The organism is Pseudomonas sp. NPDC008258 (assembly GCF_042956345.1).
Taxonomy (GTDB): Bacteria; Pseudomonadota; Gammaproteobacteria; order Pseudomonadales; family Pseudomonadaceae; genus Aquipseudomonas.
Genome location: NZ_JBIBGE010000022.1, coordinates 69,243 through 95,361, shown reverse-complemented (window position 1 = coordinate 95,361; position 26,119 = coordinate 69,243). Strand labels below are relative to the sequence as shown.

General features: G+C 62.1%; 26 protein-coding genes and 1 pseudogene. 18 read left to right on the top strand and 9 right to left on the bottom strand.

Going from position 1 to position 26,119, the window contains the following annotated elements; translation table 11 throughout:
- Positions 1-71 precede the first annotated feature (71 nt).
- A complete protein-coding gene (locus tag ACFY9W_RS18520; protein WP_391132790.1) occupies positions 72-950 on the top strand; it encodes a LysR family transcriptional regulator in 879 nt (292 codons plus the stop codon).
- Positions 951-982: 32 nt separating this feature from the next.
- Here the strand turns inward: ACFY9W_RS18520 and ACFY9W_RS18515 are convergent, their stop codons facing one another.
- On the bottom strand, positions 983-1,510 hold the full coding sequence (locus tag ACFY9W_RS18515) for a hypothetical protein (protein ID WP_391132787.1): 528 nt from the start codon (positions 1,508-1,510) through the stop codon (positions 983-985).
- Positions 1,511-1,721: 211 nt separating this feature from the next.
- Here ACFY9W_RS18515 and ACFY9W_RS18510 point away from each other — a divergent pair.
- A pseudogene (locus ACFY9W_RS18510) lies at positions 1,722-1,859 on the top strand (diguanylate cyclase domain-containing protein); the annotation flags it as partial.
- 182 nt (positions 1,860-2,041) lie between these two features.
- Here ACFY9W_RS18510 and lpdA read toward each other — a convergent pair.
- Genes lpdA through ACFY9W_RS18490 form a run of 4 tightly spaced genes read right to left on the bottom strand, consistent with a single transcriptional unit; the run spans position 2,042 to position 6,988 of the window.
- Positions 2,042-3,421: a dihydrolipoyl dehydrogenase gene (gene lpdA / locus ACFY9W_RS18505; protein ID WP_391132784.1), complete on the bottom strand. Its 1,380-nt coding sequence runs from the start codon at positions 3,419-3,421 to the stop codon at positions 2,042-2,044.
- A 2-nt stretch (positions 3,422-3,423) separates the two neighbouring features.
- Positions 3,424-4,695, bottom strand: coding sequence for a 2-oxo acid dehydrogenase subunit E2 (locus ACFY9W_RS18500; RefSeq protein WP_391132781.1), 1,272 nt, complete (start codon positions 4,693-4,695; stop codon positions 3,424-3,426).
- Positions 4,696-5,754, bottom strand: a complete 1,059-nt coding sequence (locus tag ACFY9W_RS18495; RefSeq protein ID WP_012273542.1) for an alpha-ketoacid dehydrogenase subunit beta — start codon at positions 5,752-5,754, stop codon at positions 4,696-4,698.
- 1 nt (position 5,755) lies between these two features.
- The gene (locus ACFY9W_RS18490) at positions 5,756-6,988 is read right to left on the bottom strand and encodes a 3-methyl-2-oxobutanoate dehydrogenase (2-methylpropanoyl-transferring) subunit alpha (RefSeq protein ID WP_110743639.1); all 1,233 of its coding nucleotides are present in this window, start codon (positions 6,986-6,988) and stop codon (positions 5,756-5,758) included.
- A 198-nt stretch (positions 6,989-7,186) separates the two neighbouring features.
- Between ACFY9W_RS18490 and bkdR the strand changes: the two genes are divergently transcribed.
- The 3 genes from bkdR (at position 7,187) to ACFY9W_RS18475 (ending at position 10,654) form a co-directional block, all read left to right on the top strand.
- Positions 7,187-7,672, top strand: coding sequence for a Bkd operon transcriptional regulator BkdR (gene bkdR, locus ACFY9W_RS18485; protein WP_012273540.1), 486 nt, complete (start codon positions 7,187-7,189; stop codon positions 7,670-7,672).
- 274 nt (positions 7,673-7,946) lie between these two features.
- Positions 7,947-9,188, top strand: a complete 1,242-nt coding sequence (locus ACFY9W_RS18480) for a glutamine synthetase family protein (RefSeq protein ID WP_391132829.1) — start codon at positions 7,947-7,949, stop codon at positions 9,186-9,188.
- Between the two features lie 125 nt (positions 9,189-9,313).
- The gene (locus tag ACFY9W_RS18475; RefSeq protein WP_391132776.1) at positions 9,314-10,654 is read left to right on the top strand and encodes an MFS transporter; all 1,341 of its coding nucleotides are present in this window, start codon (positions 9,314-9,316) and stop codon (positions 10,652-10,654) included.
- A gap of 166 nt (positions 10,655-10,820) precedes the next feature.
- On the opposite strand, the gene ACFY9W_RS18470 is transcribed toward ACFY9W_RS18475, so the two are convergent.
- From ACFY9W_RS18470 to flgA, 4 genes are all read right to left on the bottom strand, one after another.
- Positions 10,821-11,564 (bottom strand): flagellar regulator YcgR PilZN domain-containing protein, encoded by a 744-nt coding sequence (locus ACFY9W_RS18470; RefSeq protein WP_391132773.1) that lies wholly within the window; start codon positions 11,562-11,564, stop codon positions 10,821-10,823.
- 80 nt (positions 11,565-11,644) lie between these two features.
- A complete protein-coding gene (locus ACFY9W_RS18465; protein ID WP_391132770.1) occupies positions 11,645-12,112 on the bottom strand; it encodes a flagellar export chaperone FlgN in 468 nt (155 codons plus the stop codon).
- A 49-nt stretch (positions 12,113-12,161) separates the two neighbouring features.
- Positions 12,162-12,476 carry a flagellar biosynthesis anti-sigma factor FlgM gene (gene flgM, locus ACFY9W_RS18460; protein ID WP_391132767.1) on the bottom strand — a complete coding sequence of 105 codons (315 nt, stop codon included), beginning with the start codon at positions 12,474-12,476 and terminating at the stop codon, positions 12,162-12,164.
- A 162-nt stretch (positions 12,477-12,638) separates the two neighbouring features.
- Complete coding sequence (gene flgA / locus ACFY9W_RS18455) at positions 12,639-13,391, bottom strand: flagellar basal body P-ring formation chaperone FlgA (RefSeq protein WP_391132764.1); 753 nt, start codon at positions 13,389-13,391, stop codon at positions 12,639-12,641.
- Between the two features lie 77 nt (positions 13,392-13,468).
- Between flgA and ACFY9W_RS18450 the strand changes: the two genes are divergently transcribed.
- The 13 genes from ACFY9W_RS18450 to flgK all read left to right on the top strand — a co-directional run bounded on the left by ACFY9W_RS18450 (position 13,469) and on the right by flgK (position 26,108).
- Positions 13,469-14,398, top strand: a complete 930-nt coding sequence (locus ACFY9W_RS18450; protein WP_010955104.1) for a chemotaxis protein CheV — start codon at positions 13,469-13,471, stop codon at positions 14,396-14,398.
- 50 nt (positions 14,399-14,448) lie between these two features.
- The gene (gene cheR, locus ACFY9W_RS18445) at positions 14,449-15,276 is read left to right on the top strand and encodes a protein-glutamate O-methyltransferase CheR (RefSeq protein WP_110743631.1); all 828 of its coding nucleotides are present in this window, start codon (positions 14,449-14,451) and stop codon (positions 15,274-15,276) included.
- Positions 15,277-15,635: 359 nt separating this feature from the next.
- The gene (flgB, locus tag ACFY9W_RS18440) at positions 15,636-16,046 is read left to right on the top strand and encodes a flagellar basal body rod protein FlgB (protein ID WP_391132759.1); all 411 of its coding nucleotides are present in this window, start codon (positions 15,636-15,638) and stop codon (positions 16,044-16,046) included.
- Between the two features lie 2 nt (positions 16,047-16,048).
- Entirely contained in the window at positions 16,049-16,492 is a 444-nt protein-coding gene (gene flgC / locus ACFY9W_RS18435) for a flagellar basal body rod protein FlgC (RefSeq protein ID WP_391132756.1), read from the top strand.
- Between the two features lie 15 nt (positions 16,493-16,507).
- Positions 16,508-17,212, top strand: coding sequence for a flagellar hook assembly protein FlgD (gene flgD / locus ACFY9W_RS18430; protein ID WP_391132753.1), 705 nt, complete (start codon positions 16,508-16,510; stop codon positions 17,210-17,212).
- A 31-nt stretch (positions 17,213-17,243) separates the two neighbouring features.
- Entirely contained in the window at positions 17,244-18,998 is a 1,755-nt protein-coding gene (locus ACFY9W_RS18425; RefSeq protein ID WP_391132750.1) for a flagellar hook-basal body complex protein, read from the top strand.
- A gap of 72 nt (positions 18,999-19,070) precedes the next feature.
- The gene (locus tag ACFY9W_RS18420) at positions 19,071-19,259 is read left to right on the top strand and encodes a hypothetical protein (protein WP_016711817.1); all 189 of its coding nucleotides are present in this window, start codon (positions 19,071-19,073) and stop codon (positions 19,257-19,259) included.
- 205 nt (positions 19,260-19,464) lie between these two features.
- Positions 19,465-20,205: a flagellar basal-body rod protein FlgF gene (gene flgF / locus ACFY9W_RS18415; RefSeq protein ID WP_391132747.1), complete on the top strand. Its 741-nt coding sequence runs from the start codon at positions 19,465-19,467 to the stop codon at positions 20,203-20,205.
- 48 nt (positions 20,206-20,253) lie between these two features.
- On the top strand, positions 20,254-21,039 hold the full coding sequence (gene flgG / locus ACFY9W_RS18410) for a flagellar basal-body rod protein FlgG (protein WP_012315556.1): 786 nt from the start codon (positions 20,254-20,256) through the stop codon (positions 21,037-21,039).
- Positions 21,040-21,081: 42 nt separating this feature from the next.
- On the top strand, positions 21,082-21,777 hold the full coding sequence (flgH, locus tag ACFY9W_RS18405) for a flagellar basal body L-ring protein FlgH (protein ID WP_201202940.1): 696 nt from the start codon (positions 21,082-21,084) through the stop codon (positions 21,775-21,777).
- Between the two features lie 12 nt (positions 21,778-21,789).
- The gene (locus ACFY9W_RS18400) at positions 21,790-22,899 is read left to right on the top strand and encodes a flagellar basal body P-ring protein FlgI (RefSeq protein ID WP_391132742.1); all 1,110 of its coding nucleotides are present in this window, start codon (positions 21,790-21,792) and stop codon (positions 22,897-22,899) included.
- 11 nt (positions 22,900-22,910) lie between these two features.
- Positions 22,911-24,065 (top strand): flagellar assembly peptidoglycan hydrolase FlgJ, encoded by a 1,155-nt coding sequence (gene flgJ, locus ACFY9W_RS18395; RefSeq protein ID WP_391132739.1) that lies wholly within the window; start codon positions 22,911-22,913, stop codon positions 24,063-24,065.
- A 12-nt stretch (positions 24,066-24,077) separates the two neighbouring features.
- Positions 24,078-26,108: a flagellar hook-associated protein FlgK gene (gene flgK, locus ACFY9W_RS18390; protein ID WP_391132736.1), complete on the top strand. Its 2,031-nt coding sequence runs from the start codon at positions 24,078-24,080 to the stop codon at positions 26,106-26,108.
- Positions 26,109-26,119 lie beyond the last annotated feature (11 nt).

The window sequence follows — 26,119 nt, the reverse complement described above, 5'->3', positions numbered from 1 at the left end:
AATGCGCGTGACAGTTGGCCACAACGTCAGATTTCTGGAATAGTAGGCCTAAAAAAAATAGGTCTCACGCCATGGCTCTCGATACCCCAACCCGGCATTCCCTGCAGCTCAATGCCTTGCGCGCCTTCGAGGCGTCCGCGCGCCTGGGTGGCTTCGCCCGTGCGGCACTCGAGCTCAAGGTGAGCCCCGGTGCCATCGCTGCCCTGGTCAAGACGTTGGAAAGCGAATACGGCGCCGCCTTGTTCGAGCGCCATGCCAAGGGTGTGCGCCTGACGGCCTTGGGCGAAAGCGTGAAAACCCAGTTCACCGAAGCCTTCGATGCCGTGGAAGCCGCTGCGCGGACGCTTCGCCGCCTGGCTGCACCTCAGCGGGTGCACATTGTCACCTCGCCGGCGTTGGCGCAGTTGTGGATCGGGCCACGCCTGCCGGAGTTGACCCGCCTGCTGGCGCCCATCGAGATCTCGGTCACGGCGGTGGATGAGCCGCCCAACCTGAAGCGCAGCCCGTTCGATCTGTGCCTGTACTACACCGAAAAGCCCGAGCGCTGGCAGCGCAGGATCGCCACGGAAGAAGTGCTGCCCGTATGTGTACCTGCCTTGGCGGCGAGCATCACCACGCCCGAAGACCTGATCAACAGCCGTTGCATCGCTGACGTGGGCTGGAACGACTGGGCCGTGTGGACCGGTGTCACCATGCCAGGCCACAAGTTCGTGGCCCGCGGGCCTGGGTTTTCCCTGTACTCGATTGCCTTGCAGCAAGCCTTGCTCGCAGCAGGTGTGCTGATGGGGCGTAGGAGCCTGGTGCAGCGTTATCTGGACAGCGGTGAACTGGTTGCGCCCATCGATTGCCCGGTGCCCTTGGGCATGACCATTGCCGCGTGGCGGTTGCCGGGAGCCAAGGGCAATCAGGTGGTTGCGGCAGTGGAGGAGGCGTTGTTGCAGCTGGCGTGAGCTTGACGCTGCCTCGCCCGCCGCCGCCGGGCTCAAACCTGGCTTGCCGCCAGTGCGTCTTCATCTTCGCCGGTTACCCGCGTGGTGATGTGCGTATCGACCTTGGCCAGGGTCTTGGCCTCGACATCATCTTTCATGCGCTGGGCAATCTGCTGGTCGACCAGCTCCTTTTTCTCAGGTGGCAAGGCGTTGTATTCGTCCTCGGTCATGCCCAATTCGCGCAGCAGCTTTTCCTTGATCATCTCGGCAGGCGATTTGGACATGTAGTCCTGAAAATCCTGCCTGGCGCTGCTGGTTTGTTCCGTACCCGCCTCGGCAGGCTGGCCGAGGCCGCTGCCAGGGTTCTGTAGCAGCACCTTGAGCTTGGCAAAGGCTTCTTCGCGGGCATCCTCGGCATCCTGCTGCGAGGTATTGCCCTGGCGGCCCTGTTGCGCGGTGGCATTGCTGGCGACTACCGGTGCACGGAACTGCGGCACGTCGACCGGAGCCTGGTCATTGCCGGCGCGCTGTTGCTGATGGACCGTGGCCTGCCAGCCGAGGCCGTTGAGGGCGATTGTCATGAAATCCTCCTTGGAAATGTGAGCGGCACAGGCATGGGGCAAATGCCATGCCAGTCGTCCATGCCCCGCAACTAGCGCGTTGGAGCTATTCCCGGTGGCAGCACGGTGGGCATATGCTTGCCCGTCAAAGGCATGATCTTGCCGCCTGCGGCAATGACCACCACTGTCGACAGCCCCTTGACCGGAGTGCGAGCGGGCCCAGCGCTTTCGCCTGGGCGATTGCCGGCTGACCATGAGCTATGGCGTGGTGCAGTGGCAGGAAGGGGAAGACCAGCATGCACTGCTGGCGCGTGCGGACAAGGCACTGTATCGGGCCAAGGGCAGTGGCAAGAGCGCCATTGCCGAGTGATTTGCTTTACCTGTACCGGCCCTATCGCCGGCAAGCCAGCTCCCACAGGTACTGCACAGGGCTCAGCCTTGTGTTGTACCTGTGGGAGCTGGCTTGCCGGCGATAGGGCCGGTACAGGGATAAAAAAAGACCCGCAGCGCCTCTCGGCGCAGCGGGCCAAATCGGCCTTGGCCGCTTCAGTGTCAGATATGCAGGGCGTGGCCCAGCGCACGCAATGCCGCTTCCTGTACGGCCTCACCCAGTGTCGGGTGGGCATGGATGGTACCGGCTACATCCTCAAGGCACGCGCCCATCTCCAGCGACTGGGCAAACGCCGTGGACAGCTCGGAAACCGCCACACCCACCGCCTGCCAACCCAGAATCAGGTGGTTGTCCCGGCGCGCCACCACGCGCACGAAACCGCTTTTCGCTTCCAGGCTCATGGCCCGGCCATTGGCGGCAAACGGGAACTGCGCGACGATGCAGTCCAGGCCTTGCTGGCTGGCCTGCTCCGGTGTCTTGCCGACTACCACCACTTCCGGGTCGGTAAAGCATACGGCGGCAATCGCAGCGGGCTCGAAGCGGCGGGCCTTGCCTGCGATGATCTCGGCAACCATCTCGCCCTGGGCCATGGCCCGGTGCGCCAGCATCGGTTCGCCGGCCACGTCGCCGATGGCCCACACGTTGTGCATGCTGGTCTGGCAGCGTTCGTCGATGGCAATGGCGGCGCCGTTCATTTTCAGGTCCAGGCATTCCAGGTTGAAGCCTTGGGTGCGCGGCCGGCGGCCCACGGCTACCAGCACCTGATCGGCTTCCAGGCGCAGTTGGCCACCCTTGCCATCGTTGGCCAGCAGGCAGCCATTTTCGTACCCTTCGACGCTGTGGCCCAGGTGCACGGCGATGCCCAGCTTCTTCAGCGATTCGGCCACCGGGGCGGTCAGTTCGCTGTCGTAGGTCGGCAGGATGCGCTCACGCGCTTCCACCACGCTGACCTGCGCACCCAGCTTGCGGTAGGCGATGCCCAGTTCCAGGCCAATATAGCCGCCGCCCACCACCACCAGATGTTGCGGCAGGGCTTTCGGCGCCAAGGCTTCGGTCGAGGAAATGATCGGCCCGCCCAACGGCAGCATCGGCAGTTGGACACTGCTGGAACCGGTAGCCAGCAACAGGTGCTCGCACTGGATACGTTGGCCGTCGACCTCGACCTGCTTGCCGTCGAGCACCTTTGCCCAGCCATGCACCACCTTGACCCCGTGCTTTTTCAGCAGGGCGGCCACACCGGTGGTCAGGCGGTCGACGATGCCGTCCTTCCAGGCCACGCTCTGGCCGATGTCCAGGCGCGGCGAGGTAACGCTGATGCCCAGTTGCGAGGCGCCGGTAAAGCGCGAGGTCTGGTGGAACTGCTCGGCCACATGGATCAGCGCCTTGGACGGAATGCAGCCGATGTTCAGGCAGGTACCGCCCAGTGCCTGGCCTTCCACCAGCACGGTAGGGATGCCCAGTTGCCCGGCGCGGATGGCAGCCACATAGCCGCCTGGGCCGCCGCCGATGATCAACAGGGTGGTCTGGATAGTCTGTTGCATGCTCACTCCACGAACAGGCAGGCGGGCTGTTCGAGCAGGCCGCGCACGGCCTGGATGAACAGGGCGGCGTCCATGCCATCGACCACGCGGTGGTCGAACGAGCTGGACAGGTTCATCATCTTGCGCACGACGATCTGGCCGTCGATCACCACCGGCCGCTCAACCATGCGGTTGACGCCGACAATGGCCACCTCCGGCGTGTTGACCACCGGTGTGCTGACGATGCCGCCGAGCGCGCCCAGGCTGGTCAGGGTGATGGTCGAGCCGGAGAGTTCCTCGCGGCTGGCCTTGTTGTTGCGCGCTGCAAAGGCCAGGCGCGAGATCTCGCCAGCATTGGCCCATAGGCTGCCCGCTTCGGCGTGGCGCAGCACGGGCACCATCAGGCCGTTGTCACCTTGGGTGGCGATGCCCACATGCACCGCGCCATGGCGGGTGATGACCTGGGCTTCGTCGTCATAGGTGGCGTTGATCTGCGGGAAATCGCGCAGGGCCACGACCAGTGCGCGCACCAGGAACGGCAGCAGGGTCAGCTTGCCGCGGCTGTCGCCGTGCTTGCTGTTGAGCTGCTGGCGCAACGCTTCCAGGGCGGTGACGTCGATTTCTTCCACATAGCTGAAGTGTGCGACCCGGCGCTTGGCGTCCTGCATGCGCTGGGCGATCTTGCGGCGCAGGCCGATCACCTGCACCTGCTCGCTGTCGGTGCGCTTGGCATAGCCATTGGGGGCTTGCCCGGCAGCGCTTTGCGGCTTGCTCATGAACGCATCAAGGTCTTCGTGCAGGATGCGCCCGGCCGGGCCGCTGCCGTGCACATAACGCAGTTCGATACCGGCATCCAGGGCGCGTTTGCGTACAGCCGGCGAGGCCAACGGCTTGTCGCCAGGCTGGCGTGGCACGATGGGTGCTGCCTCGTGGTTGGCTGGCGCCTGATACGCGGCGGGCTTTACTGCTTGCTGCGGTTCTGGTTTTGCCACGACAGGGGCAGCAGGCGCTTCGACCGGCTTGGCTTGCGGCGCATCCACATGGTTGCCGCTGCCCTCGACTTCGATGCGGATCAGCTCGCTGCCGACCGCCATCACTTCACCCGGCTGGCCACCCAGGGCCAGCACCTTGCCGCTGACCGGCGACGGGATTTCCACGGTGGCCTTGTCGGTCATGACATCGGCCACGACCTGGTCCTCGGCGATGACGTCGCCGACCTTGACGAACCATTCCACCAACTCGACCTGCGCGATGCCTTCGCCAATGTCCGGCATCTTGATGACGTGCGTGCCCATTCAGACCTCCATGACCTTTTTCAATGCCGCACCTACCCGCGATGGCCCTGGGAAGTAAGCCCATTCCTGCGCGTGGGGGTAGGGGGTGTCCCAACCGGTGACGCGCTCGATCGGCGCCTCCAGGTGGTGGAAGCAATGCTCCTGCACCAGCGACACCAGTTCGGCACCGAAGCCGCAGGTACGGGTGGCCTCGTGCACCACCACGCAGCGGCCGGTCTTTTTCACCGACTCGACGATGGTGTCCAGGTCCAGCGGCCAAAGGCTGCGCAGGTCGATCACTTCGGCGTCCACACCGCTTTCCTCGGCGGCCACCTGGGCCACGTACACGGTGGTGCCATAGGTGAGCACGGTCACGTCATTACCCGGGCGGGTGATGGCGGCCTTGTCCAGCGGCACGGTGTAGTAGCCATCGGGCACGGCGCTGTGCGGGTGCTTCGACCATGGCGTTACCGGGCGGTCGTGGTGGCCGTCGAACGGGCCGTTGTACAGGCGCTTGGGCTCCAGGAAAATCACCGGGTCGTCGCATTCGATCGAGGCAATCAACAACCCCTTGGCGTCATACGGGTTGGACGGCATGACAGTGCGCAGGCCGCACACCTGGGTGAACATGGCTTCCGGGCTCTGGCTGTGGGTCTGGCCGCCATAGATGCCGCCGCCGCAAGGCATGCGCAGGGTCAGCGGGGCGATGAACTCGCCGGCCGAACGGTAACGCAGGCGGGCCATTTCGGAGACGATCTGGTCGGAGGCCGGGTAGAAGTAGTCAGCGAACTGGATCTCCACCACCGGGCGCAGGCCGTAGGCGCCCATGCCCACGGCGGTGCCGACGATGCCGCTTTCGGAAATCGGCGCATCGAACACGCGCGACTTGCCGTATTTGGTTTGCAGGCCCTCGGTGCAGCGGAACACGCCGCCGAAGTAGCCGACATCCTGGCCGTACACCACCACGTTGTCGTCGCGCTCAAGCATGACGTCCATGGCCGAGCGCAGGGCCTGGATCATGGTCATGGTAGTAGTGGCCATGGCGGTTTCCGGGTTGATGCTGTTGTTGTGGTCGTTCATCTCAAACCCCCAGTTCCTGGCGTTGGCGGCGCAGGTGGTCGGGCATTTCCTTGTACACGTCCTCGAACATCGAGGCGGCGCTCGGGATGTGACCATTGGCCAGGGTGCCGTACTGCTCGGCTTCTTTCTGTGCGGCAATCACGGCGGCTTCGAACTCGGCCGTGGTGGCCTGGTGCTCTTCCTCGGACCAGTGGCCGATCTTGATCAGGTGCTGCTTCAGGCGGGCAATCGGGTCGCCCAGCGGGAAGTGGCTCCAGTCGTCAGCCGGGCGGTACTTGGACGGGTCGTCCGAGGTCGAGTGCGGGCCGGCCCGGTAGGTGACCCATTCGATCAGGCTGGGGCCCAGGCCACGGCGGGCGCGTTCGGCAGCCCAGCGCGAGGCGGCATACACGGCGACGAAGTCGTTGCCGTCAACCCGCAGCGAGGCGATGCCACAACCCACGCCACGGCCGGCGAAGGTGGTCGACTCGCCACCGGCAATGGCCTGGAAGGTCGAAATGGCCCACTGGTTGTTGACCACGTTCAGGATCACCGGGGCGCGGTAGACGTGGGCGAAAGTGAGGGCGGTGTGGAAGTCCGACTCGGCGGTGGCGCCGTCGCCGATCCACGCCGAAGCGATCTTGGTATCACCCTTGATCGCCGAGGCCATGGCCCAGCCGACCGCCTGCACGAACTGGGTCGCCAGGTTGCCACTGATGGTGAAGAAGCCGGCTTCGCGCACCGAATACATGATCGGCAGCTGGCGGCCCTTGAGCGGGTCGCGCTCGTTGGACAGCAACTGGCAGATCATCTCGACCAGCGACACGTCGCGGGCCATCAGGATGCTTTGCTGGCGGTAGGTGGGGAAGCACATGTCGGTGCGGTTAAGGGCCAGCGCCTGGCCGCTGCCGATGGCTTCTTCGCCCAGGCTCTGCATGTAGAAGGACATCTTCTTCTGGCGCTGGGCAACCACCATGCGGCTGTCGAAAATCCGCGTCTTGAGCATGGCGCGCATGCCCTGGCGGAGGATTTGCGGGTCGATGTCTTCGGCCCATGGGCCTTGCGCGTTGCCCTGTTCGTCGAGCACGCGGACCAGGCTGTAGGACAGGTCGGCGGTGTCGGCAGCATCGACATCGACAGGGGGCTTACGCGCTTGACCTGCGTCGTTCAGGCGCAGGTAGGAAAAATCGGTCTGGCAGCCTGGCCGGCCGGTAGGCTCGGGCACATGCAAACGCAGGGGGGCGTACTCGTTCATGCTTTTTACGCTCGCTCGGGTAATTGTTTTTGTGAGCTCTGAAGCGGCCGCCGCTGAATACCGGCTTGTGACTGGTAGGTCAGCGTCACCTACATCTTAGTGGCCCGGCAGGAGAATTTTTCTCTCAAGTTGATTGCCTTTGCCGAGCGGGGCAGATAAACATTCCGCATAAACACAAAAAACCGGTGATTTTGTCTCATGCGCAAACTCGATCGTACCGATATAGGCATTCTCAACAGCCTGCAGGAAAATGCCCGCATCACCAACGCCGAGCTGGCACGCTCGGTGAACCTGTCGCCCACGCCCTGTTTCAACCGGGTGCGGGCGATGGAGGAACTGGGGGTCATCCGCCAGCAGGTGACCTTGCTGTCACCTGAGGCGCTGGGGCTGGATGTGAACGTGTTCATCCACGTCAGCCTTGAGAAGCAGGTGGAGCAGTCGTTGCACCGTTTCGAGGAAGAAATTGCCGAGCGGCCCGAGGTGATGGAGTGCTACCTGATGACAGGGGACCCGGATTACCTGCTGCGGGTGCTGCTGCCCAGCATCCAGGCGCTGGAGCGGTTTCTCGATTACCTGACGCGGTTGCCGGGGGTGGCGAATATCCGTTCGAGTTTTGCCCTGAAGCAGGTGCGCTACAAGACCGCCTTGCCGTTGCCGGCCAATGGGATGACTTTGCGGGAATAGTATGCTCCTGTGCCGGCCTCTTCGCGGGCATGCCCGCTCCCACAGGTACTGCACAGGTTCCGAATGCGGCGCGATCCCTGTGGGAGCGGGCAAGCCCGCGAAGAGGAGCACGCGGTGTTGAAGGCAGGTGCTTGATATTTTAAACACCCCCAGCCTATGTTGTTGTCAGCGCACAACAACAAGGACAAGCGTCATGAGCACCGCTCAGCTCCAGGGCATCGATGAAATCGAATGCGTCACCCCCGACCTCAATGGCGTCCCACGCGGCAAGGTGATGACCGCCGAAGGCTTCCTCGAAGGCCGTCGCCTGCAAATGGCCCGGGGGGTGTTGCTGCAATGCATCATGGGTGGTTACCCGCCGGCGAAGTTCTACGGCAGTGACGACGGCGACCTGGCGCTGGTGGCCGAACCCAGCCAGGTCCACCGCCTGCCCTGGAGCAGCGACGGCCGCGCCCTGGCCATCTGCGACGCCAATGAACTGGATGGCCGGCCTTCGGCACTGTCCACCCGTGGCCAGCTCAAGGCAGTGATCGCCCGCTATGCGGCGCTGGGCCTGGCGCCAGTGGTGGCGACCGAACTCGAATTCTTCGTCTTTGCCCCCAACAGCGACCCGCAACAGCCGTTCCAGCCACCCGTAGGCATCGATGGCCGCCGTGAGCTTGGCCACTCGGCGTTCAGTGTCAGTTCCAACAACGGCCTGCGCCCGTTCTTCAAGGAGGTGTACCAGTGCATGGCCGCGCTTGGCCTGCCGCGCGACACCTTCATGCACGAGATGGGCGTCAGCCAGTTCGAGATCAACCTGTTGCACGGCGACCCGCTGCTGCTGGCCGACCAGACTTTCCTGTTCAAGCACCTGCTCAAGGAAGTGGCGCTCAAGCACGGCCTGAGCGTGGTGTGCATGGCCAAGCCGCTGGCACGCACGCCGGGCAGTTCCATGCACATTCACCAAAGCCTGATCGAGGCAGGCAGCGGGCGTAACGTGTTCAGCGATGAGCAAGGCCTGCCGACCGACACCTTCCACCATTTCATAGGTGGCCTGCAGGCGTGCATGGCCGACTTCACCGCGCTGTTTGCGCCCAACGTCAATTCCTACCAGCGCCTGTGCCACCCCTATGCCTCGCCGAACAACGCCTGCTGGTCCGAGGACAACCGCGCCGCCGGCCTGCGCATTCCGGCCAGTGCGCCGGTAGCGCGGCGCGTTGAAAACCGGTTGCCCGGCGCCGATGCAAACCCCTACCTGGCCATCGCCGCCAGCCTGGCCGCTGGGCTGCATGGCATAGAGCAGCGCCTGCAACCATCGCCGGCCATCCAGGGTGAGTTTGAAGTGCCCGAGCACCTGAGCCTGCCGTGCACCCTGCATGCTGCCCTCGAGCGGCTCAAGCGCAGTGCGCTGGCACGGGAACTGTTCGGCAGCGAGTTCATCGAAGGTTACATCGCCAGCAAGACCCTGGAGCTGACCGATTTCTTCGACGAAATCACCCCGTGGGAGCGTCGGGTGCTGGCGGCACAGGCCTGATCGCGACACGACCTGCACCGGACACGCCCCATAGCGTTAAATCGCCGCTGGGGGCCTGCGCCATACGGTTTTTGCCCTTATGCTGCTAGCACCCGCCACCTGATCAAGGGAGCTTTACGGGACCTATGCGAAATGTATGGAAGCCGTTTCAGTCGTTGTATTTCGCCGCGCTGATGATGCTGATCGGCTCGGGCCTGCTCAGTACCTACCTGGCCCTGCGCCTGGCGGCCGACCATGTCGACAGCCTGTGGGTGGGGGCGCTCATGGCAGCCAACTACTTTGGCCTGGCAGTTGGCGGCAAGGTCGGCCACCGGTTGATCGGCCGGGTCGGGCACATTCGTGCCTATGCCACCTGCGCCGGCATCGTCGGCGCGGCGGTGCTTGGCCATGGCCTGACCAGCTGGCTACCGGCCTGGGTCGGGCTGCGGATGATCGTCGGCCTGGGGATGATGTGCCAGTACATGGTCATCGAGAGCTGGCTCAATGAGCAGGCCGATGTGAAACACCGCGGCGCGGTGTTCAGCGGCTACATGATTGCCTCTTACCTTGGGCTGGTGCTCGGCCAGCTGATCCTGGTGGTTCACCCTGAGCTTGGCCCGGAGCTGCTGATGCTGGTGGCGATGTGCTTCGCGCTGTGCCTGGTGCCCGTGGCGATGACCCGGCGCATTCACCCGGCACCTTTGCGCCCGGCACCGATGGAGCCGAAGTTCTTCATCAAGCGCGTGCCGCAGTCGCTTAGTACGGTGTTGGGTTCGGGGTTGATCGTCGGCTCGTTCTACGGCCTGGCCCCCTTGTATGCCTCCAGCCAAGGCATGACCACCGAGCAGATCGGTCTGTTCATGGGTAGCTGTATTTTTGCCGGCCTGCTGGTGCAGTGGCCGCTGGGCTGGTTGTCTGACCGTTACGACCGCGCGGTACTGATCCGCAGCGTGGCAGTGGGCCTGGCGGTGGCTGCGGCGCCATTGGCGATATTGCCGAGTGTGCCGCTGGAGTTACTGTTCGGTATCGGCTTTTTGATTTCGCTGCTGCAGTTCTGCCTTTACCCGCTGGCGGTGGCGTTTTCCAACGACCATGTGGAAAGCGAGCGACGGGTGTCGCTGACGGCCATGCTGTTGGTGACCTATGGCGTGGGTGCGTGTATCGGGCCGTTGGCGGCGGGCGTGCTGATGAAGGTGCTGGGTGCGCAGATGCTGTATGCGTTCTTCGTGTTCTTCGCCCTGGTGCTGGTATGGCGCATTCGGCCGAAAGCGGTTACCGGGTTGCATCAGGTGCAGGATGCGCCGCTGGGCCACGTGGCCATGCCGGCGGCCGGTTCGCCATTGTCGGCGGCGCTGGACCCACGGGTGGATGAGCAGACCGTCCAGGAGGTAATGCAGGCGCCGGTGGCGGCTGAAGATACCGAGGATGAAGGGAAGGGGGCTGAGCCACAGGCCACAGAGCCTGAAGAGGTCAGCAAATCGGTGTAAGCCTGCACTGGCCTCTTCGCGGGCGCGCCCGCTCCCACAGGTACAGCGTTTGCCCCAGGCTTGGCGCGGTCCCTGTGGGAGCGGGCGTGCCCGCGAAGAGGCCGGTACAGGAAGAACGCAAATGAAAACGCCACCTCATCAGGTGGCGTTTTTTATCGGCTGACGATCAATAATCGTCCTTGTCGAACCGCCGCGCCTCACGCTGCAGCTGGTACACAAAGCTCTCGATCTTGCGCTGTGCCTGCCCGCTCAGGTTATGGAAGCGCACACCGGCAAAAGTGGTATTGATGCGTTCTTCATAGTGCAGGTGACGCAGCTCGACCATGGTGTCCACCAGGCCCAGCGGGTTGCCCGCCTTGAAGCGCTCATACACCTGGCCCAGTTGCAGGCGGTCTTCGACATTGCCGTCAAAGCGCAGCTTGCAACCCGTGGCCGAGATGTCCAGCAGCTTGCCACGCAGGGCGCCGTTGCCTTTGAGGTGGGCGCCATCGAGGATGATATCGACCAGTTGCGACAGCTTCAGCGCGGCGCGGAAGGCATTGCGGCGCTGGTGGTAGGTCATCTCTTGCGGCATGGGGCCGCTGTAGCAGCGGTGGCCGTCGACTTCGGTAATCTTCAGCTCGTGGTTGCATTCCCAGGCAATACGCACGCCATCGTGGAAGCCTTCGACGCGGAAGTGCTCGCCGTTCTCGATGAATTTCTCACCGTCGCGGGGGATCATCTCGTCCAGTGCCAAGGTGTTCTTTTCACGGTCCACGTGTACCACGTAGCTCTGGAAACGCTGGCTGCGGTCATGGAAGGTGATGATCAGGGGGTCGTGGCTTTCGTGCAGTTGCCGCAAGTTGGCCGCAATCTCCAAGGGGGTGTCCAGCACCTTTGGCGGTTGCGGTGCTTCGGTTTCATTGAACACGGCTTATCGTTCTCCAGGCAAAAGCGACACACGCAAGTAACGGCATTTTGCCAGTATGTTCCGTGCCTTGATAGAAAAAATCACACTTGGCTGAGGGCCCGTGGCTTGGCCAGCGGCGAGGTGCTGCCGCGGCTGTCGTAGAGCGACGGCGAGTCGCCGCCCATGAGGATCCTGATCTGGTTGCTGGTGACGTGTTGCTGTACCTGGATGATGCGGCCATTGGTCTCGTTAAGCTGTTGGCAGGCTTGCATCAACTGGCTGATCACGTCGAGTTGTTGCAGGATCAATTCACCGTTGGGTGATTGCGCTGCTACCGCCTCCACGCCGGCGCGGTCTGCGCTCAGGCCAAGGTTGGTAAGCAGGTTGTTGCGCCGCAGGCCTTGCTGCTCCAGCAGTACGATCAAAGACTGTTTGCGGGCCAGGATACTTTCCAGTGGTGCCATATCGCGGCCATGCAGGGCTACAGACTCCTTTTGCAGAAGCTCGAGCAGTTCCTGCAGCGGGGCAATGTCGTCTTCGATCAGTTGCAGCAAGGTGGTGTCGTGCATGGCTAACTCTTGGCTTTTCTAGCGTCCGTGAAGTCAGCGCGCCGAACGGTCAGCGCTGGGCTTCGAAATCGAGCAGTTTGCTGGCGACCCGGCCGGCATCGACCTGATAGCTGCCATCGGCGATCGCCTGTTTCAACTCGGCCACACGGGCACTGTTGACCACTGGCTCGTCGCGCAGCTTGTCGTTGATCTTCTGCAACTGCTGTGCCTCTTGGCTGAGGTGTACCGCTTCTCCGCTGGCGCTGGTGCCGCTGGCCGCTTCCTGGCTGGCTGCCGGTTTTTCGGCGCTGCCGGGTGCGCTGTTGCCGCGCACGCCGCCCGTGACGGACGGAGAGTTATTCAAACGACTGAAGTCGATGACCATGATCAGAAACCTCTGGGTATTTGGACGCTTGCCTTGTTTTCGGCCAACCCGAAAGAAACTTTAGGCACAAATGCATAGCCGCCTGTCAGCAAGCTCGCGAACCCGTTTTCTGACACAGTTTAGGAAAAGCGGTTCCTCACTGCCAGCGTAATCTGTGGCCGGCTACATACTGACCTCGACCTGGCCTGGCCCGGTCACCCTGGCCTTGACCACCCGTTTGGAATTGAGGTTGCGTACCCGTATCTGTTCGCTCAGGCCGCCCTTGCTCAGGGCTTCGCCTGGCATGCGCACGCTGAGGCTGCCACTGCGGGCGATGATTACCACCTGGTCACCCTTGCGCACTACCTCGGCCTGTTCCAGGTGTTGTGGCGTGAGTACCTGGTCGATCACCGTGGGGCGCAGCATTTTCATGCCCACTGCCTGGTCCAGTTCGGTGAGAAAGCCCTGGCCGAGGGTGCCGACATCGCGCTCGCGCAGGGCCACGTCGCCTTCGCCTACCGTGTTGTCGCGCTTGAGCGGGCGGGTTACCACGACCACGTCGCGGAACAGCCGCACGGTGGCCGGTACGAACACGGTCCACGGCGCCGCACCGTCGCAGCGTACCCGCACCGTCACGCGGCCCAGCGGCTGGGCGGGGCTTTCCAGCGACGCGTCCAGCTGCTGGCTGCACAATGGCATGCGCAGGCGTGGGTCCAGCGAGTTGACCTGGATTTCATAACGGCCGGCTGTCTGGGTGGTGGCCAGGTAATCTTCGACGGTGAATTCAAGAAACCCTTGGGTGACACCGATAAGCTGTTCAGGCAAGGTGAACGCGTCCGCTACCGTGCGAACGCCGGGCGCTAGCAGGCACAGCGTGGCCAGCGAGCCAGCCAGCAGGCGCGTCAATCGTCGGAAAAATGTCGTTTTCGTGTGCATGACGCTCAAAAAAGCAAAGCCCGTGCCGACTCGTAACCTGAGTTGCAACGAAAGGCTGAAAGATTAAGGAGTCTGGCATGGCGGGTGTTATGGATTCGGTCAACCAGCGCACGCAGCTGGTGGGGCAGAATCGCCTGGAGTTGCTGCTGTTCCGCCTCAATGGCGAACAGCTTTACGGCATCAACGTGTTCAAGGTCAGGGAAGTGCTGCAATGCCCTGCGCTGACCCTTTTGCCCAAGGCGCACCCGGTGGTGCGTGGTGTTGCCAACATTCGCGGGGCGACCATCCCGATCCTCGACTTGTCGATGGCTACCGGGTTGCGGCCGCTGCAGGAAGACACGCGCAACAGTTTCGTGATCATCACCGAGTACAACACCAAGACCCAGGGCTTTTTGGTGCACTCGGTGGAGCGCATCGTCAACATGAACTGGGAAGAGATTCATCCGCCACCCAAGGGCACCGGCCGGGATCACTACCTGACGGCGGTTACCCGGGTGGATAACCGCATGGTCGAGATCATCGACGTGGAGAAGGTGCTGGCCGAAGTGTCGCCGTCATCCGAGTCGGTATCGGCCGGCGTGATCGATGCCGAGGTGCAGGACAAGGCCGTGCTGATGCGGGTGCTCACCGTCGACGATTCGTCGGTGGCGCGCAAGCAGGTCAGCCGCTGCCTGCAGACCGTGGGGGTGGAAGTGGTGGCGCTCAATGACGGCCGTCAGGCCCTGAACTACCTGCGCCAGCTGGTGGATGAGGGCAAAAAGCCGGAAGAAGAGTTCCTGATGATGATCTCGGACATTGAAATGCCGGAAATGGACGGCTATACGCTAACGGCAGAGATCCGCAGCGACCCGCGCATGCAAAAATTGCACATCTGCCTGCATACTTCGCTTTCCGGGGTGTTCAACCAGGCAATGGTCAAGAAGGTCGGCGCCGATGACTTCCTGGCCAAGTTCAAGCCGGACGACCTGGCCCAGCGGGTGGTCGACCGGATCAAGGCAGCGCATTGAAGCAGCCGGGGCAAGCCCCCGGCACCAGTGATTGAAAAGAGGCGGCAGTAGTGTCTACGGGTAATTTGGATTTCGAACAGTTCCGGGTATTCCTGGAGAAAGCCTGTGGCATCCTGCTGGGCGAGAATAAGCAGTACCTGGTTTCCAGCCGTCTCAACAAGCTGATGGAGCAACAGGGTATCAAGAGCCTGGGCGAGCTGGTGCAGCGCATCCAGGCCCAGCCGCGCGGCGGTCTGCGCGAGCAGGTGGTCGATGCCATGACCACCAACGAGACCCTGTGGTTTCGCGACACCTACCCGTTCGAAGTGCTCAAGAACAAGGTGATCCCCGAGTTCATCCGCAACAACCCGGGCCAGCGCCTGCGCATGTGGTCGGCGGCCTGTTCGTCGGGGCAGGAGCCGTATTCCATCTCGATGGCCATCGACGAGTTCGAGCGCAGCAACCTCGGCCAGTTGAAGATGGGCGCGCAGATTGTTGCCACCGACCTGTCCGGCACCATGCTGACCAACTGCAAGACCGGCGAATACGACAGCCTGGCCATTGCCCGCGGCCTGTCCCAGGAACGCCTGCAGCGCTACTTCGACCCCAAGGGGCCGGGGCGCTGGGCGGTCAAGCCGGCCATTCGCAGCCGCGTCGAGTTCCGCTCGTTCAACCTGTTGGACAGCTATGCCAGCCTGGGCAAGTTCGACATCGTGTTCTGCCGCAACGTGCTGATCTACTTCTCTGCGCAGGTGAAGCGCGACATCCTGTTGCGCATTCACAGCACCCTGAAGCCGGGAGGGTACCTGTTCCTCGGCGCCTCGGAGGCGCTGAACGGGTTGCCGGACCATTACCAGATGGTGCAGTGCAGCCCGGGGATTATTTACCAGGCGAAGTAAAAGAAAGGCCGGCAGTGAAAATTGCCGGCCTTTTTGTTTGCCTGTGCCGGCCTCTTCGCGGGCGCGCCCGCTCCCACACTGTCCTCTGTGCCTGTGGAGATCCCTGTGGGAGCGGGCATGCCCGCGAAGAGGCCGGCACAGGAAAAAATACTGACGTCATTTTTTTGTTTTGCCGCTTTTGCCACCCGGCAATTGCCGCTTTCGCCGCCCAAGGCGGAAGGCCTTTGCCGCTTTTCTGGCATCACCCTGGCAGCACGTAGCCTCGAAAGCCCATGTTTCCGGGCTTTGCGCTCGTTGGCACAGCCCTTGCTATACCTTGCTCAACGAACTTCCGGTCAACCTCTGAAGGTTTCCCCGATATGAGCATCAGCTTCGACAAGGCGCTTGGTATCCACGAAAAGGCCATGAGTTTCCGCGCCCAGCGCGCCGAAGTGCTGGCCAACAACATTGCCAACGCCGACACGCCCAACTACAAGGCGCGTGACATGGACTTTTCTTCGGTGCTCGCTGCCGAGACCAGCAAGCAGCAAAGCGGCCGCTTCGCCATGGACCGGACCAATAGCCGGCACATCGAAGCCGAAGGCCTTGCCATTGCAGCGGATGACACGCTCAAGTACCGCACGCCACTGCAGCCGTCGATCGACCAGAACACCGTGGACGCGCAGATCGAGCAATCGAACTACACCGAAAACGCCATTGGCTTCCAGGCCAGCTTCACGTTGCTCAACAGTAAATTCAAAGGGCTGGTTTCTGCCCTGCGCGGAGAATGACCATGTCCCTTTCCAGTGTTTTCAACATTGCCGGTAGCGGCATGAGCGCGCAGAACACGCGCCTGAACACCGTTGCTTCCAACATTGCCAACGCCGAGACCGTCTCTTCGAGCATCGACCAGACCTACCGCGCCCGCCACCCGGTGTTCGCCACCACCTTCCAGGATGCCCAGGCCGGCGTCAGCCAGTCGCTGTTCGAAGACCAGGGCGAGGCAGGGCAGGGTGTGCAGGTAAAAGGTATCGTCGAGGACCAGAGCACGCTGGAGGCCCGCTACGAGCCAAACCACCCGGCAGCGAACAAGGACGGTTACGTCTACTACCCGAACGTCAACGTGGTCGAGGAGATGGCCGACATGATCTCCGCCAGCCGCGCGTTCCAGACCAATGCCGAGCTGATGAACACGGCCAAAAGCATGATGCAGAAAGTCCTGACCCTGGGGCAGTGATAAGGAATTCAGACCATGGCAATCGATACTAGCGGTGTGAACCTCAATGACGTGCTGTCGGCGTCGGGCGTGGGCACCAGCACCAAAAAGACCACGGACACTGCATCCAAGACCGGCACCGATTCGCTCGGCAAAGATGCCTTCCTGCAGTTACTGGTCACCCAGATGCAGCACCAGAACCCGCTGGACCCGCAGGATAACGGCGAGTTCGTTGCCCAGCTGGCGCAGTTCAGCAGCCTGGAAGGTATTACCTCGCTGAACGACTCGGTCAGCGCGATCACCAGTGCCATGGCTTCGTCCCAGGCGCTTCAGGCATCGTCGCTGGTAGGGCGGTCGGTGGTGGTTCAGAACGACAAGGCTGTGGTTGACACGACTGAAAGCTTCAATGCCCAGTTTGTTGTGCCCCAGGCCATCAGTGAAGCGAAGATCACCATCAAGGACAAGGACGGCAACACGGTCAAGACCATCGAGTTGGGTGAGCAGAAAGCCGGTTACGCCGACTTCATCTGGGACGGTACCAACAACAGTGGCGAGAAAGTGGACCCAGGCACTTACACCTTCACCGCAAGCACCACAGTCGATGGCCAGGCGGTGCAAATGAGCACGCTGTTGCCGGCCAAGGTAACCAGTGTCAGCTTCAGTGCCTCGGGCGAAATGGTGCTCAACCTTGCCGGTGTAGGCAAGGTCTCCCTCTCCGACGTGCAAACCATCGGTATCTAAGGCCCGCTAGAGCGGCAAAAGGAGCGAATTCATGTCTTTCAATATCGGCCTTAGCGGTCTGTACGCAGCCAACAAACAACTGGATGTCACCGGCAACAACATCGCCAACGTCAATACCACGGGGTTCAAGTCCTCGCGTACCGAGTTCGCGGACGTCTATGCAGGCGCCAACCGCCTGGGTGTGGGCAAGAACCAGGTGGGTAACGGTGTGCGGCTGGCAGCCATTTCCCAGCAGTTCACCCAGGGTGATGTAAACACCACGGGCAACGTGCTGGACATGGGCATCCAGGGCCAGGGCTTTTTCGTACTGTCTGACAACGGCTCGAAGGTTTACACGCGGGCGGGTGCTTTCCAGCCTAGCAAGGACAACTTCGTCGAGACCTCCGATGGCCTGCGCCTGCAAGGTTACATGGCGGATGCCACTGGCAAGATCCAGAAAGGCGTCCTGACCGACCTGAAGATCGATACGTCGGCATTGCAGCCCAAGGCAACCTCATTGATCGACCAGGGCATCAACCTGAACTCCTCGGCGGCCTCGATTCCTTTCCTGGTGTATGACAACACCAAGCCGCCTTCCATGGCCGCATTCGACCCGGCGGATCCAAGCACTTATCAGCGCTCCAGCACCAGTACCGTGCTGGATGCTGATGGCGTTCAACACGAAGTGCAGCAGTACTACCGCAAGACCGACACCAACGAATGGACCATGTACACGCTGGTCGACGGTCGCAACCCGTTCGACCCGGCCAGTACCACTCCGCTGGCCGGCACCATCAACTACAACAGTGATGGCACCATCAGCTCCATGGTGGCTGACACCACGGGCGTGCCAAGTGGTGCATCGTTCACGGTCAGCAATGGCGCGTTCGCCATGACCGGCTGGGTGCCGGCCGCTCAGGATGCCAATGGTGACTGGGTTGCCAGTGGCGCGGCAGGTACCGACCAGTCGCTGGGTGTCACCTCGCCTGCCTTGGTGGCAAACAAGCCGTTCGACCCTTCTGACGATACGACCTATACCCGCTCGTTCCCGACCAAGGTGTATGACAGCCAGGGCAACGAACACACCATGGAGCAGTTCTATCGCAAGACTGGTACCAACGAGTGGACCATGTACACCCTCGTTGACGGGCGTAACCCGTTCAATCCGGGAAGTACAGAGCCGCTGGTGGGCACGATCGCATTCAACAGCGATGGCTCGGTCAACTCGATGACAGCCGACAACACGGGGCATCCGGCGGGCACCTCGTTCACGGTCGTCAACAATACCTTCAGCATGGTTGGCTGGGTGCCGGCAGTTGAAGATGCTTCGGGTAACTGGGGTGCCAACGGTGCGGTGGGCGATGCTGCCGGCATGAAAATGTCGATGGCCAGCACCACCTCCTACAACACTGAAACGGCGCGTATGTCCCAGTCCCAGGACGGTTATGCCACGGGCATCCTGTCCAACCTGAGCATCGATGCGACGGGTGTATTGTTCGCCTCCTTCAGCAATGGCCAGTCGCGCGCCATTGGCCAGGTAGCGCTGGCAAGCTTCGCCAACGAGCAGGGGCTGCAGCAAATCGGCAGTACCCGTTGGACCGAGACCTACAACTCGGGCATTCCGGGTATCGACTCGCCGAAAACCGGTACCTTGGGCTCGATCGAGTCCAACTCGCTGGAAGGTTCCAACGTCAACCTGACGCAGGAGTTGGTTGATCTGATCAAGGCGCAAAGCTACTACCAGGCGAATGCCAAGACCATTTCGACCGAAAGCACCGTCATGCAGACCATCATTCAGATGACTTGATCGTGATCGTTTGAGTGCGTACAGGCGAACCCCTTTCTCGTGAAGGGGTTCGTTGTTTTTGCAGGAGGGGTGATGAAAAGGCTGTTTGTCGCAATGCTGGTTGCCTGCTGTCTTGGTCAGCTGCAGGCGGCGCCAGCGCCTTACTGGCGATGGGAAAGCCTGGTGGATGGGCGTCTGGTGTGTTCGCAGTGGTCGCCAGGTGAAGGCTGGAGGCGCTTTGCCGGGCCTTACAACAATGCGCGTTGCCGTGACCTGCCGTAGGCACGGGGTTGCCTGTAGATGAAACCGCTTTGCCGCCAGCGGCAAAGCAGCGCCGGATAACCGGCGGCTGTCGTCGCCCAGGCTTTTCCGATTGCCCGTATTCATGGGCTTTTACGTGCTTTTGGCAAGTTGGTTCGGAACTTGCTTTAGCCCCTGTAGAGCAACGGCGAACGGCAAACGGCCGCCAGTGCAACGGAGGATGATTGTGGACAAGATGCTTTATGTGGCCATGACCGGGGCCAGCCAGAACGCGCTGGCGCAGAAGGCGCATGCCAACAACCTGGCCAACATTTCTACCAATGGTTTTCAACGTGACCTGGAGCAGGCGCGGTCGATGCCGGTGTTCGGTGACAGCTTTCCGGCGCGTGCCTTTGCCATGACCGAGCGCCCGGGCACTGACTTCAGTGAGGGGCCGATGGTGGAAACCGGCCGTGACCTGGACGTGACGGTAACCGGCAAGGGCTTTATCGCTGTGCAGGCACCCGATGGCAGCGAGGCCTATGTGCGCACCGGCAGCCTGAACATCGATGCGCTTGGCGTGCTGCGTGCCGGCAACGGCATGCCGGTGATCGGCAACGGTGGCCCGATTGCCATCCCGCCAGAGCAGAAGGTTGAGGTGGGTGCCGATGGCACCATCAGCATTCGTTCCATGGGCGAAGACCCGCGGGTGATGGCCGAGGTTGACCGCATCAAGCTGGTCAACCCCGACACCAAAGGCCTGAGCAAGGGCCTGGACGGCCTGATCCATACCCAGAATGGCCAGCCAGCCGCCGCCGATGTCAATGTGCGGGTGGTGTCGGGCTTCCTGGAGGGCAGCAACGTCAACGCGGTTGAAGAAATGACCTCGGTGCTGGCGCTGTCCCGTCAATTCGAACTGCACGTCAAGATGATGAACGCGGCCAAGGAAGGCGACGAAGCCATGGCGCGTGTTTTGCAAATCGGCTAACCACTTTTGAACGGGTGCCGTAAAACAGGCGCACGAGGAGAATACTGAATGCTTCCGGCTCTTTGGGTCGCTAAAACCGGCCTGTCCGCCCAGGACACCAACCTGACCGTCATCTCCAACAACCTGGCCAACGTGTCGACCACCGGTTTCAAGCGTGATCGTGCCGAATTCCAGGACCTGTTGTACCAGATCAAACGCCAGCCCGGCGCGCAGTCCACCCAGGACAGCGAATTGCCGTCGGGCCTGCAGGTCGGTACCGGTGTGCGCATCGTCGGTACGCAGAAAAACTTCCAGACCGGCAGCCTGCAAACCACCGAAAACCCGCTGGACATGGCTGTCAACGGGCGAGGTTTCTTCCAGGTGCTGCAACCGGATGGCACTGTTTCGTACACCCGTGACGGCACCTTCCACCTGAACTCCGATGGCCAGATCGTCACCGCCAACGGGTTTGCCCTGGAGCCTGCGGTCGTGGTGCCGAACGATGCGCAAACCTTCACCGTGGGCCAGGACGGCACCGTGTCGATCACCACTGCCGGCAACCCGGCTGCGCAGGTGATCGGCAACATCCAGACTGCCGACTTCATCAACCCGGCCGGCCTGCAGGCCATCGGCGACAACCTGTTCCTTGAAACGGCTGCCAGCGGCGCGCCACAGGTTGGTACCCCGGGCCTGAACGGCTTCGGCACCACCCTGCAGCAAACGCTGGAAAACTCCAACGTCAGCACCGTGGAAGAGCTGGTGAACATGATCACCACCCAGCGTGCCTACGAGATGAACTCCAAAGTCATCTCTACCGCCGACCAGATGCTGTCGTTCGTTACCCAGCAACTGTAAGCCCTGTTCTGTTGTTACACCTGTGCCTGTGAGGTAAGCGTCATGAATCGTCTGTTGTCCGTTTTCGCCCTGGGGGGGGCGGTGTTGCTGGCAGGTTGCGTCGGCCCGACGCCCAAGCCAAACGACCCGTACTACGCGCCGGTACTGCCGCGCACCCCGTTGCCGGCGGCGGCCAACAACGGCTCGATCTACCAGGCGGGTTTCGAACAGAACCTGTACAGCGACCGCAAGGCGTTCCGGGTGGGGGACATCATCACCATCACCCTGAACGAGCGCACGTCGGCCAGCAAGAACGCCGGCTCGCAGATCGCCAAGACCAGCAAGACCGACATTGGCCTGACGTCGTTGTTCGGCAGTACGCCGAACACCAACAACCCGTTCGGTGGCGGTGACCTGTCGCTGGAAGCCGGCTACAGCGGTGACCGCGCCACCAAGGGCGACAGCAAGGCCACCCAGGGCAACACCCTGACCGGCTCCATTACCGTTACCGTGGCCGAAGTGTTGCCCAACGGCATTATCGCCGTGCGCGGCGAGAAGTGGATGACCCTGAACACCGGCGAAGAGCTGGTGCGCATCGCCGGTATGGTCCGCGCCGACGATATCGCCACCGACAACACCGTGCCGTCCACCCGTGTGGCCGATGCGCGCATTACCTACTCCGGTACCGGCTCGTTCGCCGATGCCAGCCAGCCCGGGTGGCTGGACCGCTTCTTCATCAGCCCGCTTTGGCCTTTCTGAGTACGGATGACCATGTTCAACGTGAGGCAGCTGATTGCCGCAACCCTGCTCTTGTCCTGTGCGTTCGCTGCTCAGGCCGAGCGCCTGAAGGACATCGCCAGCATCTCTGGCGTGCGTTCCAACCAGTTGATCGGTTACGGCTTGGTGGTGGGGCTGAACGGCACGGGTGACCAGACCACCCAGACCCCATTCACCCTGCAAACCTTCAACAACATGCTGTCGCAATTCGGCATCAAGGTGCCGGCCGGCTCCGGCAACGTGCAGCTGAAAAACGTTGCGGCGGTGTCGGTGCATGCCGACCTGCCGGCATTCGCCAAGCCTGGTCAGGTGGTGGACATTACCGTTTCCTCGATCGGTAACTCGAAGAGCCTGCGCGGCGGCAGCCTGCTGATGACCCCGCTCAAGGGTATCGACGGCAACGTCTACGCCATCGCCCAAGGCAACCTGGTAGTCGGGGGCTTTGATGCAGAAGGCCGTGACGGTTCGAAGATCACCGTTAACGTTCCGTCGGCCGGCCGTATTCCGGGTGGTGCCAGTGTCGAGCGTGCGGTGCCGAGCGGCTTCAACCAGGGCAATACCCTGACCCTGAACCTCAATCGCCCCGACTTCACCACCGCCAAGCGTATCGTCGACAAGGTCAACGACCTGCTCGGCCCTGGCGTGGCGCAGGCCGTGGACGGTGGTTCGGTGCGCGTCAGTGCACCGATGGACCCAAGCCAGCGTGTGGATTACCTGTCGATCCTGGAAAACCTCGAAATCGACCCGGGCCAGGCCGTGGCCAAGGTGATCATCAACTCGCGCACCGGTACCATCGTCATTGGCCAGAACGTCAAGGTGTCGCCAGCGGCGGTCACCCACGGCAGTCTGACCGTGACCATTACCGAAGACCCGATAGTCAGCCAGCCTGGGCCGTTCTCCAATGGCCAGACCGCCGTGGTGCCACGTTCGCGGGTCAATGCCGAGCAGGAAGCCAAGCCCATGTTCAAGTTCGGGCCGGGTACCACGCTGGATGAAATCGTCCGTGCGGTGAACCAGGTGGGCGCAGCGCCTGGCGACCTGATGGCGATCCTCGAAGCCCTGAAACAGGCCGGCGCCTTGCAGGCCGACCTGATCGTGATCTGAGGGCGGCGCGGATGAACAGCAAAAGCCTGGTTTCCGGCAGCGCCGACAGCGGTGCCTACACCGACCTCAATCGGCTGAGCTCGCTCAAGCATGGCGACCGCGACAGCGATGCCAACGTGCGCAAGGTCGCCCAGGAGTTCGAGTCGCTGTTCATCAGCGAAATGCTCAAGGCCTCACGCAAGGCCAGCGATGTTCTCGCGGACGACAACCCGATGAACACCGAGACGGTGAAGCAGTACCGTGACATGTATGACCAGCAACTGGCTGTGAGCATGTCGCGCGAAGGTGGCGGTATCGGGCTGCAGGATGTGCTGGTGCGCCAGCTGTCGAAGAACAAGGCCAGCCCGGCCAGCACCAGCCCGTTTCCACGAACCGAGGGCAATGCCCCGGCGCTGTGGGGCAACAAGGTGACCGAGCCCGTGCATGCCACCCAGTCGACCGCCACCCGCAACGACGTCGCCGCGCTCAATTCACGTCGTCTGGCGCTGCCGAGCAAACTCACTGACCGCCTGTTGGCTGGTATCGTGCCATCGGCCGCCACGGCCAACACCGCCACCGTCCCGGCCCGTGACGGTCAGCAGGTCGCCAAGGCCTTCGCCGTGCCGGACAGCGGCCTGCGCATCGTCGGCCGCGCCGTGGCCCAGCCGCCGCTGGCGCCTAACAAAGCCTTTGGCGACAGCGATGAATTCGTCGCCACCATGCTGCCGATGGCCGAACAGGCGGCCAAGCGCATTGGTATCGATCCACGCTACCTGGTGGCCCAGGCCGCACTGGAAACCGGGTGGGGCAAGTCGGTCATGCGCAACACCGACGGCAGCAGCAGCCACAACCTGTTCGGCATCAAAGCCACTGGCAACTGGGATGGCGGTGAGGCGAGGGCGATTACCAGCGAGTACCGTGATGGCCAGTTCGTCAAGGAGACGGCGGCGTTCCGCTCGTACGACTCCTACCAGGACAGCTTCCACGACCTGGTCAGCCTGCTGCAGAACAATTCACGCTATCAAGATGCGGTGAAGGCCGCCGATAAACCAGAACAGTTCGTGCAAGAATTGCAAAAGGCCGGGTACGCCACCGACCCGAATTACGCCAGCAAGATCTCGCAGATCGCAAGACAGATGAAGTCGTACGAGCACTACGCAATGCTCGGTACCGCAACAAAACTTTAAGGGTATGGAACCATGGCGAGTCTGATCAACATTGGTATGTCGGGGCTGGGTGCCGCGCAATCGGGGATGTACACCCTCGGTAACAACATCGCCAACGCCGATGTAGAAAGCTACTCGCGCCAACAGAACGTGCAAAAGACCAAGGGCGGGCAACAAGTCGGCCAGGTGTTCATTGGCACGGGCACCACGTTGGCGGACGTTCGCCGGGTGTATAACGCATTCATCGAGAACCAGCTGCGTACCACCACCTCGCTGAGCAGTGAGGCGTCCTCGTACCTGGATCAGATCACCCCGCTGGATACCTCGTTGTCCAGTAGCGATACCGGTATTACCGCTGCGCTGAAAACATTCTTCACAGCCATGCAGGATGCGGCTGCCAAACCGGCGGAAGACTCTTCGCGCCAATTGCTGTTGTCCAGCGCACAGTCCCTGGCCAAGCGTTTCAACACCTTGTCGTCACAGCTCAACCAGCAGTTGAGCAACGTAAACAGCAACATGGCCGGGATTGCCGATCAGGTGAACAACCTGACCAAGACCATCGCGGAGCTGAACACCCAGATCACGCGGGTCGGTGCCACTGCCGGCCAGCCCAACGATCTGCTAGACCAGCGTGATGGTGCGGTGCGTGAGCTGAACAAGCTGATTGGCACCGACGTGGTCGAGCGTGAAGGGAACTACGATATTTACCTGAAGAACGGACAGGCGCTTGTGCTGGGCAAGACCACCCAGACCTTGGGCGTGGAGCCAAGCGCGGCCGACCCGACCCGTTCGAGCTTGATCCTCAATCGCGGCTCGACCAAGATGGATATTACCAGCAGTGCCACGGGTGGCGAGCTCGGTGGTCTGATCCGTTACCGTACTGAAACCCTCGACCCGACACTTAATGAGTTGGGCCGCGTCGCCTTGGCAGTAGCTGATGCCATCAACAGCCAGCTGGCTCAAGGTGTCGACAAGAACGGCAACTTCGGCGCCACGTTGTTCGGTGATATCAACAGCGCCAAAACCGTCAGCGAGCGCAGTATCGCCAAGTCGACCAACAGCGCCGGCTCCGGCAACCTTGATGTCACTATCAAGGACACCGGCAAGTTGTCTACCAGCGACTACCAGGTAACTTTCACCAGTGCCACGGGCTACAGCGTGCGCAAACTGCCGGAAGGCACCGAGATGGGCCGCTACGACCTCAGCGATGACCCCGCACCTGTAATCGACGGTTTTACCCTGTCGCTCAATGGCGGTGGCTTGGCTGCCGGCGACAGCTTCAAGATTACCCCGACTCGCAATGCCGCCGCAGGCATCGAAACTGTCCTTACCGACCCCAAAGGCTTGGCGCTGTCGTCACCGCTTACCGCCACCAGTGGCTCGGGCAACAAGGGCACCGGCGTGATCACCCAGCCGACGCTGACATCGGAACTTGACATCTATGATGCTGCCCAGCGTTCGCGGTTGCAGGCGGGTCTGACCTATTCGACCCCAGTCAAGCTGGTGTTCGGTGATGACACCACCTCGCCCCAGGCCTACAAGCTGTACGACGCCAAGGGCACTGAGATTGGCCGTGGCACCATCGTGCCGGGCCAGGAGAACAAGCTGCAGTTGTCGGTGCCGATGGTGGATGGCAATGGCAACTCCCTAGGCGGCAACTTCACTTTTGAAATGAGCGTTTCCGGCGCGCCACAGAACGGTGACAGCTACACCGTGGCCTTGACCGGCGCAGGCTCGTCGGACAACCGCAATGCTCAGGCGGTCATTGACCTGCAGACCAAGCCCACGATCGAAGTAGGTGCCAATGGCAAGGGCATCAGCTTCACCGATGCCTACGCCAAGTTGGTCTCCAACGTCGGTGGCAAGGCCGGCCAGGCGCAAATGGACAGCGATGCCACCAATGCATTGCACACCTCGGCGCTGGACAGTCGCAACGGCCTGTCGGGCGTGTCGGTGGACGAAGAGGTCGGCAACCTGGTCAAGTTCCAGCAGTACTACACCGCGTCGTCGCAGATCATCAAGGCGGCCCAGGAAACTTTCGCCACCCTGATCAACAGTCTTTAAGGAGCCGTAGA

What these genes read in the sequence shown, in the direction of transcription:
- flgA (WP_391132764.1), bottom strand. Translation starts at nt 13,391, where the DNA reads ATGCACACGAAAACGACATTTTTCCGACGATTGACGCGCCTGCTGGCT.
- ACFY9W_RS18490 (WP_110743639.1), bottom strand. Translation starts at nt 6,988, where the DNA reads ATGAACGAGTACGCCCCCCTGCGTTTGCATGTGCCCGAGCCTACCGGC.
- ACFY9W_RS18495 (WP_012273542.1), bottom strand. Translation starts at nt 5,754, where the DNA reads ATGAACGACCACAACAACAGCATCAACCCGGAAACCGCCATGGCCACT.
- flgD (WP_391132753.1), top strand. Translation starts at nt 16,508, where the DNA reads ATGGCAATCGATACTAGCGGTGTGAACCTCAATGACGTGCTGTCGGCG.
- ACFY9W_RS18475 (WP_391132776.1), top strand. Translation starts at nt 9,314, where the DNA reads ATGCGAAATGTATGGAAGCCGTTTCAGTCGTTGTATTTCGCCGCGCTG.
- bkdR (WP_012273540.1), top strand. Translation starts at nt 7,187, where the DNA reads ATGCGCAAACTCGATCGTACCGATATAGGCATTCTCAACAGCCTGCAG.
- flgK (WP_391132736.1), top strand. Translation starts at nt 24,078, where the DNA reads ATGGCGAGTCTGATCAACATTGGTATGTCGGGGCTGGGTGCCGCGCAA.
- flgJ (WP_391132739.1), top strand. Translation starts at nt 22,911, where the DNA reads ATGAACAGCAAAAGCCTGGTTTCCGGCAGCGCCGACAGCGGTGCCTAC.
- ACFY9W_RS18425 (WP_391132750.1), top strand. Translation starts at nt 17,244, where the DNA reads ATGTCTTTCAATATCGGCCTTAGCGGTCTGTACGCAGCCAACAAACAA.
- flgH (WP_201202940.1), top strand. Translation starts at nt 21,082, where the DNA reads ATGAATCGTCTGTTGTCCGTTTTCGCCCTGGGGGGGGCGGTGTTGCTG.
- ACFY9W_RS18500 (WP_391132781.1), bottom strand. Translation starts at nt 4,695, where the DNA reads ATGGGCACGCACGTCATCAAGATGCCGGACATTGGCGAAGGCATCGCG.
- flgM (WP_391132767.1), bottom strand. Translation starts at nt 12,476, where the DNA reads ATGGTCATCGACTTCAGTCGTTTGAATAACTCTCCGTCCGTCACGGGC.
- ACFY9W_RS18400 (WP_391132742.1), top strand. Translation starts at nt 21,790, where the DNA reads ATGTTCAACGTGAGGCAGCTGATTGCCGCAACCCTGCTCTTGTCCTGT.
- ACFY9W_RS18520 (WP_391132790.1), top strand. Translation starts at nt 72, where the DNA reads ATGGCTCTCGATACCCCAACCCGGCATTCCCTGCAGCTCAATGCCTTG.
- flgC (WP_391132756.1), top strand. Translation starts at nt 16,049, where the DNA reads ATGTCCCTTTCCAGTGTTTTCAACATTGCCGGTAGCGGCATGAGCGCG.
- ACFY9W_RS18420 (WP_016711817.1), top strand. Translation starts at nt 19,071, where the DNA reads ATGAAAAGGCTGTTTGTCGCAATGCTGGTTGCCTGCTGTCTTGGTCAG.
- ACFY9W_RS18515 (WP_391132787.1), bottom strand. Translation starts at nt 1,510, where the DNA reads ATGACAATCGCCCTCAACGGCCTCGGCTGGCAGGCCACGGTCCATCAG.
- ACFY9W_RS18480 (WP_391132829.1), top strand. Translation starts at nt 7,947, where the DNA reads ATGACCGCCGAAGGCTTCCTCGAAGGCCGTCGCCTGCAAATGGCCCGG.
- ACFY9W_RS18465 (WP_391132770.1), bottom strand. Translation starts at nt 12,112, where the DNA reads ATGCACGACACCACCTTGCTGCAACTGATCGAAGACGACATTGCCCCG.
- lpdA (WP_391132784.1), bottom strand. Translation starts at nt 3,421, where the DNA reads ATGCAACAGACTATCCAGACCACCCTGTTGATCATCGGCGGCGGCCCA.
- flgB (WP_391132759.1), top strand. Translation starts at nt 15,636, where the DNA reads ATGAGCATCAGCTTCGACAAGGCGCTTGGTATCCACGAAAAGGCCATG.
- flgG (WP_012315556.1), top strand. Translation starts at nt 20,254, where the DNA reads ATGCTTCCGGCTCTTTGGGTCGCTAAAACCGGCCTGTCCGCCCAGGAC.
- ACFY9W_RS18450 (WP_010955104.1), top strand. Translation starts at nt 13,469, where the DNA reads ATGGCGGGTGTTATGGATTCGGTCAACCAGCGCACGCAGCTGGTGGGG.